Source organism: Kribbella sp. WER1 (assembly GCF_054189145.1).
Genome location: NZ_CM135186.1, coordinates 3,845,342 through 3,860,301, shown reverse-complemented (window position 1 = coordinate 3,860,301; position 14,960 = coordinate 3,845,342). Strand labels below are relative to the sequence as shown.

The 14,960-nt window shown below is 71.4% G+C and carries 11 protein-coding genes; 7 read left to right on the top strand and 4 right to left on the bottom strand.

Annotation, left to right across the window (positions count from 1 at the left end; all coding sequences use genetic code 11):
• Positions 1-230: 230 nt before the first annotated feature.
• Genes ACXJJ3_RS18565 through ACXJJ3_RS18550 form a run of 4 tightly spaced genes read right to left on the bottom strand, consistent with a single transcriptional unit; the run spans position 231 to position 5,339 of the window.
• Positions 231-1,856, bottom strand: a complete 1,626-nt coding sequence (locus tag ACXJJ3_RS18565; RefSeq protein ID WP_458171433.1) for an AAA family ATPase — start codon at positions 1,854-1,856, stop codon at positions 231-233.
• Positions 1,853-2,494, bottom strand: coding sequence for a LuxR C-terminal-related transcriptional regulator (locus ACXJJ3_RS18560; protein WP_458171432.1), 642 nt, complete (start codon positions 2,492-2,494; stop codon positions 1,853-1,855). The genes ACXJJ3_RS18565 and ACXJJ3_RS18560 overlap by 4 nt, the downstream gene beginning before the upstream one ends.
• Positions 2,491-3,744, bottom strand: a complete 1,254-nt coding sequence (locus ACXJJ3_RS18555; RefSeq protein WP_458171431.1) for a hypothetical protein — start codon at positions 3,742-3,744, stop codon at positions 2,491-2,493. The genes ACXJJ3_RS18560 and ACXJJ3_RS18555 overlap by 4 nt, the downstream gene beginning before the upstream one ends.
• A complete protein-coding gene (locus ACXJJ3_RS18550; RefSeq protein ID WP_458171430.1) occupies positions 3,741-5,339 on the bottom strand; it encodes a BTAD domain-containing putative transcriptional regulator in 1,599 nt (532 codons plus the stop codon). The genes ACXJJ3_RS18555 and ACXJJ3_RS18550 overlap by 4 nt, the downstream gene beginning before the upstream one ends.
• Before the next feature lie 53 nt (positions 5,340-5,392).
• Between ACXJJ3_RS18550 and ACXJJ3_RS18545 the strand changes: the two genes are divergently transcribed.
• The 7 genes from ACXJJ3_RS18545 (at position 5,393) to ACXJJ3_RS18515 (ending at position 14,597) form a co-directional block, all read left to right on the top strand.
• Positions 5,393-6,067: a response regulator transcription factor gene (locus tag ACXJJ3_RS18545; protein WP_458171429.1), complete on the top strand. Its 675-nt coding sequence runs from the start codon at positions 5,393-5,395 to the stop codon at positions 6,065-6,067.
• Positions 6,068-6,101: 34 nt separating this feature from the next.
• The gene (locus tag ACXJJ3_RS18540; RefSeq protein WP_458171428.1) at positions 6,102-7,370 is read left to right on the top strand and encodes a sensor histidine kinase; all 1,269 of its coding nucleotides are present in this window, start codon (positions 6,102-6,104) and stop codon (positions 7,368-7,370) included.
• Between the two features lie 51 nt (positions 7,371-7,421).
• The gene (locus tag ACXJJ3_RS18535) at positions 7,422-8,384 is read left to right on the top strand and encodes an AAA family ATPase (protein WP_458171427.1); all 963 of its coding nucleotides are present in this window, start codon (positions 7,422-7,424) and stop codon (positions 8,382-8,384) included.
• A gap of 2 nt (positions 8,385-8,386) precedes the next feature.
• The gene (locus ACXJJ3_RS18530; protein ID WP_458171426.1) at positions 8,387-10,426 is read left to right on the top strand and encodes a fibronectin type III domain-containing protein; all 2,040 of its coding nucleotides are present in this window, start codon (positions 8,387-8,389) and stop codon (positions 10,424-10,426) included.
• Positions 10,423-11,559: a DUF58 domain-containing protein gene (locus ACXJJ3_RS18525; protein ID WP_458171425.1), complete on the top strand. Its 1,137-nt coding sequence runs from the start codon at positions 10,423-10,425 to the stop codon at positions 11,557-11,559. The genes ACXJJ3_RS18530 and ACXJJ3_RS18525 overlap by 4 nt, the downstream gene beginning before the upstream one ends.
• Positions 11,556-13,673: a transglutaminase TgpA family protein gene (locus tag ACXJJ3_RS18520; RefSeq protein ID WP_458171424.1), complete on the top strand. Its 2,118-nt coding sequence runs from the start codon at positions 11,556-11,558 to the stop codon at positions 13,671-13,673. The genes ACXJJ3_RS18525 and ACXJJ3_RS18520 overlap by 4 nt, the downstream gene beginning before the upstream one ends.
• Positions 13,674-13,784: 111 nt before the next feature.
• The gene (locus ACXJJ3_RS18515) at positions 13,785-14,597 is read left to right on the top strand and encodes an SAM-dependent methyltransferase (protein ID WP_458171422.1); all 813 of its coding nucleotides are present in this window, start codon (positions 13,785-13,787) and stop codon (positions 14,595-14,597) included.
• Positions 14,598-14,960: the final 363 nt, after the last annotated feature.

Below are 14,960 nucleotides of genomic sequence, written 5' to 3'. Positions count from 1 at the left end.
GTACAAGAGCGGATCGAGTCTGTGATGTGCCGTGGTCTGACGCGCGAAGTCCGCGCTGACAACTTCCGTCTGACCAGCGAATTTGGCGAGTCGTGGCGAACGGCTCGCGCCTGGTCCTCGAGTCGTGGATTATGGCTGGTTTCTGGCGCCTCTTCTCACGACTCGGTGCAAGGGGTGCGGGCCGTTTGCCACGACTCGGACGGCCCGGCTGAGGGGTGAAGCCACCTCTGTTAGCTGGCGGCGGTTATTACGTCGGTGGCTAGGAGGGAGCGGAGTTCGTCTGTGGTGGGGCGGCGGCCTAGGGTGCGTAGGCGTTGGGATTGGGCTTTGCGGATGGCTTCTACCAGGCGGCGGGCTTCTCGGGCGTTGCCGAAGTTGGGGGTGGTGGCTATCTGGTCGAAGTAGGTGGTGAGGGGAGCGCCGGCGGCCGGGTCGAGGCGGTAGTCGCCGACGGTGACCATTCGATCGGTGATCAGGAGGAGTTCTTCGGCGGTGTAGTTCTCGAATTCGACGGTTTTGGAGAAGCGGGACGCCAGGCCGGGGTTCGCGGCCAGGAAGTCGTTCATTTCGGTGGTGTATCCGGCGACGATGATCGCTATCTCGTCGCGGTGGTCCTCCATCAGTTTGACCAGGGCGTCGATCGCCTCCTGCCCGAAGTCGCCGTTCCCGGCCGCGCGGGACAGCGTGTATGCCTCGTCGATGAAAAGCACCCCGCCGAGCGCCTTCTCGAACACCTGCGCGGTCTTCTCCGCGGTGTGCCCGATGTACTGCCCGACCAGGTCCCGCCGCGACACCTCGACGAATCCGCCGTCCGGCAGCACCCCGAGCGCCTTCAGCAGCTTCCCGTACAGCCGTGCCACGGTGGTCTTCCCGGTCCCAGGGGCTCCGGCGAAGATCAGGTGGTGGCTGACCGCCCCGATCGACAGTCCGGCGGTACGGCGCCATTCGTTGACCTGGATCTCGTCGACCAGCGCCCGTACCTCGGACTTCACGCCGGGCAGCCCGACCATCGTGTCGAGGTCCCCGAGCAGGTCGTCGACCGGGCCGTTCTCGGCCGCCCCGGTGCTCTCCTCCACCACCTCGACCGTGCTGCCCAAAGCCAGCGACAGCGCGGGCTCGGCGGTGTTCGACGTACGCAGCCCCTCGACCGTCCCGCCGCACCCGGCCGCGAACGTCAGCGCCGGTCCGCGCGTGTCGTGGACCTGGGGCCGGCGCACCACCGGCGTGCTGCCGTGCGCGACCCCGAGCCCCTCGGCGCCGGTCTGCCCGATCTCGACGTCGACGAGCTCGGGCCGGCCGTACTGGTAGATGTACACGCCGCGCCCGCCGCAGCCGGTGACGGTGCAGCCGCGGATCACCGGATCGGCGCCCAGGGCAACGACAATCCCGTCGCCGGAGACCTCCCGGACAACGGTGTCGAGGATTTCCCCGCCGGCGCCTTCGACCACGATCCCGGTCTCGGCGCCGGTCACCATGCAGTGCTCGATCCGGAACTCCGTCGTCGCGTGGATGCCGACGGCCGGGCGGGTCTTGCCGGTCACGGTGCAGTGCGTGAGCGTCAGCGCGGTCCGGTCGGCCGAGACCGCGATCCCGTCGGTCGCGCGGATCTCCAGCCCGCGGACCGTGAGCGCGCCGTCGACGGCCCGGATCGTCGGCCAGTCCGCCCCGGATCCGTCCAGTACGACGTCCGCGCCGTCCTCGGCCTGCAGCGTGACCGTACGGCCGGTGAGCTCGAGCGTCTCGGCGTACGTCCCGGCGGCGATCGAGACCGCGGCGCCGTCGGGTGCGTCGAGCAGCGCGGCGCCGATGGTCGGGTACGCACCGGGCCGTTCCGGTGCGACGGACAGGATCCTCATGACGCGCGCTCGAGCAGCCAGCCGCGGTCGGCGGCCTTCACGCCGGCCTGGAACCGGCTGCGGGCGCCGAGCCGGTTCATGATCTGCGCGACCATCCGGCGGACGGTTCGGACCGAGATGTCCAGGTGCGCGGCGGCCACCTCGTCGGTCGCGCCGAGCGCCAGCAGCCGCAGCATCTCCTGCTCCCGCAGCGACAGGTCGGCCTCGTCCGGCAGGTCGCAGTCGGCCAGCGGTACGGCGTCCGGCCAGATCCGCTCGAACAGCTCCAGCGCGGTCACGACCACACTGGTCAGCCGCAGTACGGCGACGCTGCCGTTCGCGGTGTCGGCAGGCAGTACGGCGACCGCGCCGTCGATCACGATCGCGTTCATCGGTACCTGCGGGATCGTCCGGACCGCGACGCCGGCCTGGGACAGCGCGCCGAGGTGCCGCCCGACGGTGGGCGTGGTCCGGGCGTGGTCCGGGAACACCGCCCGGTACCGCACGCCGTGCTTGACGTCCCGCGCTCCGAACGTCGGGCCCGCTAGGGTGTCCATCGCGATCACCTCGTTCTCGGCGGACGCGAGCAGCTCGGCGACGCCGCCGTGGGCAGGGATCTGCTGGAATCCGGACGGCCGGTTGAGCATCGTTACGGTCATAGTGGGACCCCCAAGGGAAGGGTGGCGGCGACGCCGGTGGCGTGCCGGCCGTCGAGGCGTTCCGGCTCGACCCCGAAGGACCGGGCCAGTGTGATCAGGACGGAGAACGCCGTGTCGAGCGTGGCCGGATGCGACGCGGCCAGGCGCAGTACGACGTCGTGGCGGGCGGAAGTCGAGGTGACGGTGACGGCGATGGTCTGGGCGGCGCCGGTCCCGGTGCCGAGCAGGGTGCCGATCAACGCCTGAGTGGTTGCTGCCGGCAAGGATGCGGATCCGGCCAGCCGGACGCACAGTTGCCGGACCGGCCCGCAGGACCAGGACGTCCAGCGTTCGTGCAGCTGTCCGCGGCCGGCGTTCGCGTGCGCGAGCGCCCCGAGTGACGCGAGTACGTCGGACTCGTCGAGCGGCATCGTCTCGAGCTGCTCGCGGTCGAACCGCCGTACCAGCCGCCGGACCGTGTTCGCGAGCACCTGGCGGAGCTGCTCGTCGGTGGCGATGTCCGGCGTCCGCTCGGCCGCGATCGCGATCCAGGCCCGCGGCGGCTGGTGCTGCTTGACGCCGGTGTGCAGGATCAGCTGTACGCCGATGCCGACCGGCTGCTCGTCCGTGGCTTCCGCGAACGTCCCGAGCTGCGGCAGCAACCGGTGCTGCGTCTCCGGGCCGAGCCGCAGTGCGACGCTCGCACCGGCTGGCCGGCTGAGGACGCCGTACGGCTGCTCGCGGACGACGACCTGGTCGGTCGAGGTGCGGCCGAGGAACATGCTGACCAGCCGGATCGCGATATCGTCGCCGAGGTCGAGCTTGCGCCGGCGTACCGCGAACAGCAGCAGGACGCCGACCCATCGGTACAGCCACAGGCCGCGGATCCGGATCGCGGTCAGCAGGATCAGCGAGACCGCCGCGACCGAGGTCAGGATCAGGACGGTCCGGGACGCGGTGGTCGCGGTACCGATCGCGACGACGGCCAGCTGCCAGCAGATGATCTGCCCGACCCGGACGGCCTGGTCCGGACGCTCGACCGTGTCCGCCGTCGGCGTGGTCACGGGCGGCTCGACGTTCGCGTGCGCCCGCGGTTCGGCCGGCTTGACCGTGCCGACCGACGCGACCAGCGTCCGCGTCGGCGGTTGCTGGACCCGCGGTTGCGCGAGCGGCGTACCGATCGCGGTTGCCTGCGGCAGCGTCGCGGTGGTCCCGGCGTACGTCGTCTCGCCGTCGGGCTGCGGCGCCGTGCCGTACGCGGCCGAACTCATGCGACCAGCTCCGCTTTCGGGCCGGCCGCGACCAGCAGCTGGTTGGCGTGGTCGCGGACGACCGGGAGCAGTTCGAAGCGTCCCGGCGCCGGCTCGGTGACCAGGTTCAGGTCCATCAGCTGGTCGATCATCAGTTCCGCCTCGGACTGGCCGCAGCCGGTGAGCCGGGCGGCCTGGCGGAGGTCGAACCGCGGCGTCATCCCGATCAGCCGGTACAGCCGTTGCACCGGCCCGGGCAGCGCCTCGTACGCGCCGTCGAAGCGCGCCAGTACGTCGGCCAGCGCCTGGCATCGCGCTGTCTGATCCTCCAGCCGCGCGGCCATCCGCTCCACAGTCCACGGCTGCCGGTTGCGCAGCCGTTCGACCAGGTGCCGGATCGCGCCGGGATGCCCGCCGCAGCAGTCGAGGATCTGCTCGACGTCGGTGAGGCGGGTGGCGTCGTCCGGGGTGAGCAGGCCGAGCGTGATCGCGGCGGACCGGTCGAGGTCGGCGAGCCGGCGGCGACTGATCACCAGCACCAGGACGTTCGGGTCGTTGGGGAGCAGGTGCCGGACCTGGCCGGCGTGCTCGACGTTGTCCAGGATCAGCAGACCCGTTGCCGTTGGCAAGGACCCGGGCCGGTTCAGGTCGACGTACTGCTGGGTCTCGTGCCCGGAGGCGGCCGCGACCTCGAGTGCGAACGCGGTCTTGCCGATGCCCGGCATCCCGTCGATCGTCAGCACGCCGGTCGCGCCGCGGAGCGCCCGCAGTTCGGGATCGCGGCCGACGAATCCGCGGACCCGCGGCGGCAGGTTCGAGCTCACCGGCGGCGCGGGCGGCGCGAGGACCGCGGGCGACTCCTCGCTGAGGATCTGCTGGTGCAGCGCGGTCAGCTCGGCGCCCGGCTCGATCCCGAGATCGCGGACCAGCGCGGTCCGGGCCCGCTGGTACGCCGCGAGCGCGTCGTGCCGGCGCCCGACCTGCCGGTACGCCGCCATCAGCCGCGCCCATGCCAGCTCCCGGAGCGGCTCCTCCTCGGTGAGCGCCCGCAGTACGGCAATCGCCTCGGCCGGCCGTTCGAGCAGGAGTTGCGCGTCCGCGAGGTCCTCACGCAGCGCCCGGTGCAGCTCGGTCAGCCGGTCGACGGCGGACGTCGCGTCGGCGGTCAGCCCGTCGTACGGCGCTCCTCGCCAGAGGCCGAGCGCCTGCTGGACGACCCGTACCGCCGGGCCTGCGTCCTTGCGGCTGAGCAGGTCTCGCGCCTCGTCGCACAGGGCAGCCGCGACGTCGGCGTCCAGCTCGCCGGGCAGGACCCGCACCCGGTACGCGCCCGGGCGGCTCTCGATCCGTTCCTCGGGGAGCGACCGGCGGAGCTGCCAGACGTACGTCTTGAGGTTGTTCTGCGCCGACTGCGGCACGTCCCGCCCGGCCCAGACCGCGTCGACGAGCTGCTCGGTGCTGACCCAGGCGTTGCGGTGCAGCAGGAGCAGGGTCAGGACGGTCGCGGGCTTGCCGCCGCAGAGGTCCAGCGGGTGTCCGTCCGGGCCGTCGACCTCCAGCGGGCCGAGCACGCGAAAGGCCAACCGCTCCGGTGAGTGCGTTGCGTGACCGTTCATGACACATACGATCCGGGGAGACGATGACATTTCGATGACACACGGGGTTGAGCGTGCGCGTACTGGTGGTAGAGGACGACGAGGAGCTCCAGGTGGCCGTCCCGGCGGCGCTCCGCTCCGCCAAGCTCGCCGTCGACCTGGCCGGTGACATCGCGGCCGCGGACGAGGCGCTGTTCGTGAACGCCTACGACTGCGTGGTGTTCGACCGGATGCTCCCGGACGGGGACTCGCTGGAGCACGTCCGGCAGCTGCGGCAGCGCGGGTTCGCGGTTCCGGTACTGTTCCTGACCGCGATGGCCACGCTGCCGGACCGGCTGGACGGGTTCGAGAGCGGAGCCGACGACTATCTGGGAAAGCCGTTCGCGGTCGAGGAGCTCATCGTCCGGGTGCTCAGCCTGGTCCGCCGGGGTCCGACCATCCGCCCGCCGATCGTCCGGTACGCCGACGTCGAACTCGACACCGCGCGCCGGACCGTGCACCGGGCCGGCGTGCTGCTGACCCTGCGAGGGAAGGAGTTCAGCGTGCTGGAGTACCTGATGTCGCGCCCGGAGCAGCTGGTCACCCGGGCCGAGCTGATCGACCACTGCTGGGACGGCGACGGCCCGATGTCGAACGTCGTCGACGTCACGATCACCCGGCTGCGGAACCGGCTGCGCGGCGGCCCGGACCTGATCCAGGCGGTCCGCGGCCAGGGGTACCGGCTGATCACACCGGGCGGCGCCGGATGAGCCGGCGGGACAACCGCGACCCGGGTCGTGCGCGATGAGCGCGCGCGGCATGCGCGGCCCGTCCGCCGATCGCCTGCGGCGGCTGCGCTGGTGGCTGACGGTGCTGTTCACCGCGGTCAACACGGTCGCGCTGATCGTGCTCGCCCCGGTGATCATCATCCTCGACGGTCAGCGCGCGAGTGACCGGGTCGACAACGACCTGAGCGTGGTCGTACAGCCCGTGCTGCGGCTGATCGGCGACAACCCCGGGGCGGTCGTGACGTCCCGGTTCCAGGGCGATCCGCTGACCTCCGGCTGCCCGGACTTCGTGGTGATGCCGGCGAAGTCAGGTGACTTTCCGCCCCAGTCCAGCACCGGCAACTGCCTCGCGATCGACGACCGGATCAAGGCGGAGGTCACCGCCGACGCGGTCCGCGTCAAGGGGACCATGTACCTCGACCGGAAAGCGGCGGACGGGCATCCGATCCGCGTCACGGCGGTGCCGTTCAAGGACTCCAGCGATCGGTACATCGGCGCCGTCGTCGCCTGGGAGGACACCACCCCGCAGGCGGACCGGCACCAGCAGCTCACGATCGCCGTACTGGTTGTCTGCGCGATCCTGATCGGCGCCGCCGCACTGGTCAGCTACTGGTTGTCCGGTCGCGCGATCCGTCCCGCGATGGCCGCGCTCGAACAGCAGGAGACCTTGCTCGCCGAGACCGCGCACGACCTTCGTACGCCGGTCGCGGCGCTCCGCGCCCTGGCCGAGACGGCTGCCCGCGATCCAGAGCAGCGCGCCGAACTCCTGCCACGGACCGTCCGGCTGGCCGGGCGGATGGGCGACATCATGGACGGTCTGCTCGTTCGGGCACGATTGGCGGCCGGTGTGGAACACCTCGCGATGCAGCCGGTCTGGCTGGACCAGCTGGTCGCGGGCGTGGTCGAGGACCTGCCGACCGAAGGCGCGCGGTTCTCGCTGGTGACCGCGCCGACGATGGTGAAGGCCGACCCGACGCTGCTGCAGCGGGCGGTCGGCAACGTGCTCGGCAACGCGATGCGGCACGGGCGGGCGCCCGGCGCGGACCAGGCGATCATCACGGTGACGGTCGCCGACGGCCGGGTGACGATCGCCGACCAGGGGCCGGGGATCGCCCCGGAGGTCGGCGCGGACCTGTTCGACGCGTACACCACGGGCGGCGGTTCCACCGGTCTCGGCCTGTCGATCGTCCGCTGGGTGGTGCTGGCGCACGGCGGCGACCTGAAGGTCTACAACGCCGACGAGGGCGGCGCGATTTTCGAGATCCAGCTGCCTACCGTCCAGTAGTGGACCGGTTCTGGACGTGAGCTGGACCACGGCTGAGTAGGGTCACCCACCATGAGCGCAACGATCCCGCCGGGGGAGGCCTACCGCTTGGTGGCCGACAACCTGGCGAAGGTGATCCACGGCAAGCCCGAGGTGATCCGGCTGGCGCTGACCGCGCTGTTCGCCGAGGGCCACCTGCTGATCGAGGACGTGCCGGGACTCGGCAAGACCACGCTGGCGCGCTGTATCGCCCGCAGCATCGACGCCAGCTGGAACCGGATCCAGTTCACCCCGGACCTGCTGCCCGGCGACATCACCGGCGTGATGGTGTACCACCAGGGCACCGAGGCCTTCGAGTTCCACCCGGGCGGCATCTTCGCGAACGTCGTGGTCGCCGACGAGATCAACCGCGGTACGCCGAAGACCCAGTCCGCGCTGCTCGAGGTGATGGCCGAGCGCCGCGTCACGGTCGACTCGAACACCCGCGCCGTACCGGATCCGTTCCTGGTGATCGGCACCCAGAACCCGATCGAGATGGAAGGCACCTACCGGCTGCCGGAGGCCCAGCTCGACCGGTTCCTGATGCGGATCGAGATCGGGTACCCGGACCACGACGCCGAGGTTCGGATCGTGCTCGGCGACACCGGCCGGGTCGGGCCCGACTCGCTCAGCCCGGTGATCGACGTACCGGCGCTGCGGAACGCGATCGCCGCCGTCCGGTCGGTGCATGTCGACCCCGCGATCAGTTCGTACGCCGTGAAGCTCGCCGCCGCGACCCGCGAACACACCGCGGTCCGGTACGGCGCCAGCCCGCGTGGAAGCATCGCGCTGGTACGGGCGGCCCGCGCGTTCGCGGCCACCGACGGCCGGGCGTTCACGACGCCCGACGACGTCAAGCAGGTCGCGCATCCGGTGCTCGCGCACCGGTTGGTGCTGACCCCGGACGCGGAGCTGAGTCAACGCCCGCCGTCGTCCGTCGTCGACGAGGTGCTGTCCGCCGTACCGGCACCGACGGCCGGCTCCACCGCGAGCTGACGATGCGGCCGGTCAAAGACGTGTGGCGCTCCCGGGCGGCGCTGGCCGTCGTCGTGCTCGTCTGCGTGGCGACCACCGCGCTCGCGGTCACCGGCGCCGGCGCGAACACCAGCGGGATGAAGTTCCTGCAGACCGGCCACCTGATCTACAACAGCACGCTCGGCACCGTGTTCCACATCGACGGCGGGACCAAGTCCGTCGACGGGCAGCTGTCGGTCCCCGGCCTCGGTCCGGGCGTGCAGACCGTGCAGACCGACAAGCACGGGTTCATGCTGGCGCGCGGCAGTATCACCGAGTTCGGCAAGTCCGACCTGAAGGTCGAGGACCCGGTCGCGGCACCGGCCGCGGAACAGCCGGTCGCGCTCGAGGCCGCGGGCGTCGCGTACGCCGTCTACCGCGAGGCCGGCGCGATCGCCCGGCTCGGCGAGGACCCGGTGACGGTGCCGGGCAGCGGCGCGCTCGGCCCGCCGGTGGTGACCGCGGACGGGACGCTCTGGGTGCATCGGCTGAACAGCCGCGAGCTCTGCCGGCTGCCGATGGGCGCGGACCGGCTCGCCTGCCCGGCCGACGTACCCGCCGGGCACACCGGGGCGCTGACCGTGGTGTCGGACCAGGTCGTGTTCGTCGACTCCACCGCGCGGGAGCTGCGGGCGCTGTCCGGCGACGGGTTCGGGCGGACCGTGCCCGTTCCCGACGTACCGTTGACGCCCGCGTCGCTGATCGCGCCGTACGACGTGAGTGGGCGGATCGCGATCGTTGACCCGGCCAACAACGAGCTGCGGCTGGTCGACGGCGCGCCGGTACTCGGCCACCGGCAGCCGGCCGCGCCGGTGGCGAAGAAGTTGCCACCGGGCAAGTACTCGCAGATCGCGTCCAGCGGGCACAGCGTCGCGTTGATTGACTCGACCAACAACAAGCTGGTGACGTTGGGGGCCGACGGCAAGGAACGGTCCGAGGAAGCGATCCCGCCGCCGTCGGCGAAGGCGAAGCCGGACGGCAAGGACCGGCCGACCTTGTTCCGCGGCGCGGACAAGCGGTTGTACGTCGACAGCGTGGCCGGCGAGCACTCGATGGTCGTCGACGACGACGGCGAGGTCACCGAGGTCCAAGCTGTCGGCCCGCAGAAGCCTGCGAAGACCAAGAAGCCTGCGACGCCCGCGTCGACGCCACCCTCGCCCCCGCCCTCGACGCCGCCGTCCACACGTCCGCCGCGGACCCAGGCGACGCAGCCGCCCGCGAATACCGACCACGGGGACCAGGGCAAACACACCACCCGGCCGCCGGAGCGGACCGAACCGCCCGCCACCCACAAGCCGGTGCGCCGGACCACGCCACCTGCCAAGCCGACCCCACCACCGACGACCAAGCCGACCCCGAAGCCCACTCCCAAACCGAAGCCGACGCCCAAGCCGACTCCGAAGCCCAAGCCGAAGCCGCCGGTCAAGGCGACCCCGGCCGCGGCGCCGACCGGCCTGCGTGCGACCCCCGGCGACAACCAGGTGACCCTCACCTGGCGCCGCCCGAACCTGAACGGCGGCACGCTGATCAGCTACAGCGTGATGCAGAACGGCGACCCCGAGACCGCCCCGGGTACGCAGTACACCTGGGACGGCCTGGACAACGGAAAGTCGTACACGTTCGAGGTCCGCGCGGTGACCCGCGGGACCAACGGGGAGCTGCTGATCGGGGTCGCCGCCTCGATCACCGCGACGGCCGGCACGTCCGGGGCGCCGAAGTTGTCGATCAGCTACGGGCCGCAGGTCAGCAAGTTCACCGACTCGAACTGCCCGGACGACGACAAGACCGACTGCCATTACATGGTGCTGCATGCCCGCGGGTTCGAGCCGAACACCGACTATACGTTCCGCGCGTACTCGAACGGGAAGCAGATCCACGACTCGTACACGCTGACCACCGACGACAACGGCGACCTGGACCAGGAGAAGTTCCACAACTCGCGCGTCGGCGAGACGGTGTACGTGAAGGCGAGCGGGCCGGGCGGGACGTACACGTCCAACAAGTTCATGTGGCCGCCCGGATGAGGCTGACGGGGCGCGGGGGCGCCGTCCTGCTCGGCTCGATCGCCGCGTACGTCCTGGGCGAGCTGGCCGGGTACCCCGTCTTCCGGGCGCTGGCCGGGATCGGGATCGGCGCGCTGATCGCGGCGACCGTACTGACGGTTCGGCAACCGCAGGTGACCGTGCAGCGGGTGCTGTCGCCGGACCGGGTCGAGCGCGGGCGTCCGGCGCTGGCGACGTTGCGAGTGCGGAACGAGGGCGCCCGGTGGCAGGCCGCGTTCGCCGCGCACGACTCGGCGGGCGAGGAGCGCCAGGAGGTGAAGATCCGGCGGCTCGGCCCCGGCAGCGAAGCGACGTACCGCTATGAGCTGCCGACGTCGCGGCGCGGGAAGATCGCCGTCGGCCCGCTGACGCTGGAACGCCGGGACCCGCTCGGGCTGGCGCGGAACAGCAAGGCCACCGGCGAGGTCGCGACCCTGTGGGTGCACCCGCTCCGGCACCCGACCAAGACCGTGGTCGCGGGCCGTCCGCGGCACCACCACGTCGGCCGGACGGCGGACGACTCGCTACGCGGCTCGGCGGACCTGCGCGACGTCCGCCCGTACGTCGTCGGCGACGAGGTCCGGCACCTGCACTGGAAGGCCACCGCGCGGACCGGGCAGTTGATGGTCCGCGACTACGCCGACCCGGACCAGCCACGGCTCACCGTGCTGCTCGACACCCGGCGCGGACCGTTGGCCGAGGCAACGTTCGAGGAGGCGACCGAGGTCGCGGCGTCGATCCTGTTCGCCGCCTCGACGGCCGGGCATCGTTGCCGGCTCGTCACGACCGCGGGCGCCGACCTGGCCGCACCGGGTGGCGCGGTCGCGTCGCGGATGTTCCTCGACGAGCTGTGCGTGGTCCAGCAGCGCGACGACAAGGCCGGGCTGCTGCCGCGGGTGCTCACGACCGGAGCGTCCGCGGGCGGTGCGATCGTCGTCGTCACCGGCGCGCGCGGGTCCGCGACGGACTTCGCGCCGCTGCTCAGCCGGTACTCGTCGGTGACCGTGATCGGCCTCGGTGAGGCGCAGGGCGTCGCGCCGATCCTGAGCGCGCAGGTCGTGCTCGGAAGTTCGGCGCGCGAGGCGTTGCAACAGTGGACGGGAGTGCTGCAGTGAGCCGGCGGCAGACGATCGCGGTGCTGGCAGCGGTGCTGGTCGGCGGGCTGTGTTTCGGTCCGGTGTTCGGGCTGCGAAACCTGTGGTTGCCGGTGGCATCGGTGTGCCTGATCACGGTTCTGGTCACGGAGATCTGCCGGCACTGGCTGGCTGCTTGGCGACCGGTCCTGATCGTCGTGGGCGGTCTGCTTGTGGTCGTCGAGACGGTGCTGCGGGCAACCACTCTGGCCGGATTGCCAACTGTGGCGTCGATCCGGGCGCTCGGGCGTGGGTTGACCGGGTGGCGGTTGACGTTGGAGTCGACCTGGCCGGCGCGGCCGGATCCGGAGCTTGTCGTCTTCGTTCCGCTGTTGACGTTGATCGCCTGCCTGCTCGCGGTCGAGCTGCTCGATCGCGCGCCTCCGCTGGTCGCGCTGCTCCCGGGGCTGGGCGTGATCGGCGCGAGCCAGTTGTACATCGCGGCTTCCGGGTGGAGCGCCGTACTGCTCGCGGTCGCGCTCGGGTTGATCGTGGTGGCGTTGCTGCTCCCGGAGAACCTCGAGTACCGGCGGATCGCGCCGTGGCCGGCGACCTCGGTCGTGACGGTGGCCGCGATCGTGTGCGGGCTGCTCGTCAGCGCGGTCGATCCGGTCGGTCGGGCGCCGTACTCGTTGCAGAAAGTGCAGTCCGCGGCGGCGCCCGGCGTACGGCAGACCAGCCCGTTGGACGAGCTGGCCGGTCGGCTGAGTTCGCGCGAGCGGGACGATGTGGTGTTCCGGTACAAGGCGTCGCAGCCGGTGGATCGCTGGCGGCAGGTGGCGCTGGACGACTTCGACGGGTCGAACTGGACGACCGACCATCCGTTCCTGCGGATGGGGTCCGAGCTGGCGTCCGGCGTCCGGGTGCCGACGACGGTGGAGTCGGCGAGCGTCGGGCTCGACGGGCTGGACGGGCCGTGGTTGCCCAGTCAGTTGCTGTTGGCAACGGTCAACGGCGTGCCGGATCCGCAGGTAGAACCGCTCGGCGGGTCGTTGATGGCGGCCGGGCGGCCCGGCGACTACCGGCTGACCTGGCGGAAGCCGAGCGTCGACGCGAAGTACCTGATCAGCGCCGGGATCGACGGGGACGTGATGGACGGCCTCAGCGACCTGCCGCCGGTACCGCCGGAGATCGCGTCGCTCGACCCGCTGAAGGGCCGGCGCGCGACGGTGGAGACCGCGATCGCGCTGGAGAAGTACCTGCGGCAGCACTACACGCTCGCCGTCGGCGACAACCAGCCGACCGGGTACGGATGGCCGCAGCTGAAGAAGTTCCTGCTCGCGGACCGGACCGGCGGCGAGCAAGGGGTCGCCAAGGACCCGGGGACCAGCGCGCAGTTCGCGGCGGCGTACGTCGTCCTTGCCCGGCTGAACGGGATCCCCGCGCGGCTCGTGGTCGGGTTCCGCCCACCGGCGAAGGCCGAGGCGGACGGGTACTACGTGGTGCACAACTCGGACGCGTTCGCCTGGCCCGAGGTGGCGATCGACGGCGTCGGCTGGTGGCCGCTCGACCCGGCCGTCAACGCGGCCACCGGGAAGACCGCGGCGGCCGGCTCGATCGACGACATCACCAGCCAGGCGCGGGCCGCCGTACCGCCGGTGAACGAGATCCAGGACCCGGAGGTACCACCGCCGTCGGACCACAGGGCCGACGACGGCGGGATCGGGCTGCCGCGGATCTCGCTCACCACGGTGTTCGCGGTCGCGGCCGGGCTGCTGCTGCTCTGGTTGATCGGCGTACCGCTGCTGAAGTCCGTCCGGGCGCTGCGACGTCGGCGGCGGGCCGGGAGCGCGGGCGTGGTCGGTGCATGGGCGGAGGCGCGGGACCGGCTGCGCGCGTACGGCGTACCGGTGACCGCTGGGATGACGGTGCGGGACCTTGTGGACGCCGCGCGGGACATCCCGGAGACCGCGGGCGGGCTGGGGCGGGTCGCACAGGCCGTCGATCACGCGTTGTGGTCGGGCGCGGGGGCGACGCCGGAGGTCACGAACCACGCGTGGGCAGGGGTTCGCGAGGTCCGGAAGGCGTTGCGGGGGCGGCCGTTGGTGGACCGGTTCCAGGCGGCGCTGGAGCTGCGGACGCTGTTCTCCCGGTAGTTCCGGTGTCCGGGAACCGGGCGGTAGAAAAGGACAGGCCGGGGTCGGGGGCGAGGTAGTCCCCGGGTCGCATAGAGTAAGCGTCGTTCTCGACAGGAAGGTTTTCGTGCGATGACGGACGCAAACGACCAGCCGCCGTACCCGGGCTTCGACATCACCACGCCGAGCATCGCCCGGACGTACGACTACCTGATCGGGGGCAAGGACAACTTCGCCGTCGACCGCGCGTTCGGCGACCGCTTCATCAACGAGCTGCCCGGCTCGCCGGTGATCGCGACCGACAACCGCGCCGTCCTGGTCCGCGCCGTCGACCAGATCGTCCGGACGACGCCGATCCGGCAGTTCATCGACCTCGGCAGCGGCCTGCCGACCGCGAACAACGTGCACCAGGTCGCCCAGCGCTTCGCGCCCGAGACCAAGGTCGTGTACGTCGACAACGACCCGATCGTGCTCGCCCACGGCCGCGCGCTGCTCGCCGAGAACGACAACACCGCCGTCATGCAGGCCGACCTCCGCGACCCGAAGACCATCTTCGAGAACGAGGCCGTGCACCGCCTGATCGACTTCGAGAAGCCAGTCGGCGTGATCTTCAGCGCGGTCCTGCACCACGTGAACGACGACGAGGACCCGGTCGGCATCGTCTCCTTCTGGAGCGACCGCATCGCCTCCGGCAGCCACGTCTTCGTCAGCCATTTCCGCAGCCAGAACGACCCCCGCAGCCAAGAGCTCGAACAGGTCCTCCAAGGCTCCCTGGGCCGCGGCCGCTGGCGCACCAACGACCAGATCCTCGCCCTCTTCGGCGACACCTTCACAGTCCTCGAGCCCGGCCTCGTCCCCGCCGCCGAATGGCGCAACGACGACGAGCCCGACGACCTGACGGACTACCAGCAACTAATCACCGCAGTCCTGGCCCGCAAGAACTAACCCCCCACCTCCCACACCGGTCGGAGGAGCCAGAACCTCACCCGGCTCCTCCCACCACCCTCCCCACAGGGCCCGGCGCCTCACCCGGCTCCTCCCACCGCGTCTCCGCACAGGGTTGGCTGCATCAGCCCCACCCAACCACCGTGACCCGCTCCACCGGCGTACCGAAAGGTGTCGCGGCCGCCCACCGTGCGAGCCGTCCTGCGCCGGCGCCTCTCCCGCGTGCACCGAACGACTACGCAAACGCCCCACAATCCGCAGCCCGAGCCCAGGAAAGCGGCACGACGCCACGAGCGCCAAGCTGACAGCCCCACACGGTGCAGCCCCACACGGTGCAGTTGCCTCGGCGAGGCGCAGCTGCTT

Coding starts and splice junctions, on each gene's coding strand:
- ACXJJ3_RS18530 (WP_458171426.1), top strand. CDS start 8,387: ATGCGGCCGGTCAAAGACGTGTGGCGCTCCCGGGCGGCGCTGGCCGTC.
- ACXJJ3_RS18525 (WP_458171425.1), top strand. CDS start 10,423: ATGAGGCTGACGGGGCGCGGGGGCGCCGTCCTGCTCGGCTCGATCGCC.
- ACXJJ3_RS18555 (WP_458171431.1), bottom strand. CDS start 3,744: ATGAGTTCGGCCGCGTACGGCACGGCGCCGCAGCCCGACGGCGAGACG.
- ACXJJ3_RS18535 (WP_458171427.1), top strand. CDS start 7,422: ATGAGCGCAACGATCCCGCCGGGGGAGGCCTACCGCTTGGTGGCCGAC.
- ACXJJ3_RS18560 (WP_458171432.1), bottom strand. CDS start 2,494: ATGACCGTAACGATGCTCAACCGGCCGTCCGGATTCCAGCAGATCCCT.
- ACXJJ3_RS18565 (WP_458171433.1), bottom strand. CDS start 1,856: ATGAGGATCCTGTCCGTCGCACCGGAACGGCCCGGTGCGTACCCGACC.
- ACXJJ3_RS18550 (WP_458171430.1), bottom strand. CDS start 5,339: ATGAACGGTCACGCAACGCACTCACCGGAGCGGTTGGCCTTTCGCGTG.
- ACXJJ3_RS18540 (WP_458171428.1), top strand. CDS start 6,102: ATGAGCGCGCGCGGCATGCGCGGCCCGTCCGCCGATCGCCTGCGGCGG.
- ACXJJ3_RS18515 (WP_458171422.1), top strand. CDS start 13,785: ATGACGGACGCAAACGACCAGCCGCCGTACCCGGGCTTCGACATCACC.